Annotated in this window: 1 protein-coding gene; it reads left to right on the top strand. The window is 36.6% G+C overall.

Annotated features, from left to right (window positions below; genetic code table 11):
* Positions 1–227 (top strand): SufD family Fe-S cluster assembly protein (locus ACRHOC_RS15390; RefSeq protein WP_431159467.1); only part of this gene is annotated, 227 nt, incomplete at both ends.

Genomic DNA, 227 nt, shown 5'->3' with positions numbered 1-227 from the left:
CGGAAATGAATCCCCTTTAATGTTACAGCCACGTAACTTGGTTGTTGTTGAAGAAAATTCTCATGTTCAAATTACTGAAAGACATCAGAGCTTAACGGATAACCCAATACTTACTAATAGCGTAACCGAGGTCTTTGCTAATAGAAGAGCAATTGTAGATTACTACAAGATACAAAACGACAGACAATCTGCATCGTTAATAGATAACACCTATATCAACCAAACGC

It is taken from the genome of Winogradskyella poriferorum (genome assembly GCF_050618035.1).
GTDB lineage: Bacteria > Bacteroidota > Bacteroidia > Flavobacteriales > Flavobacteriaceae > Winogradskyella > Winogradskyella poriferorum_A.
This window is presented reverse-complemented; position numbering and strand designations above follow the sequence as displayed.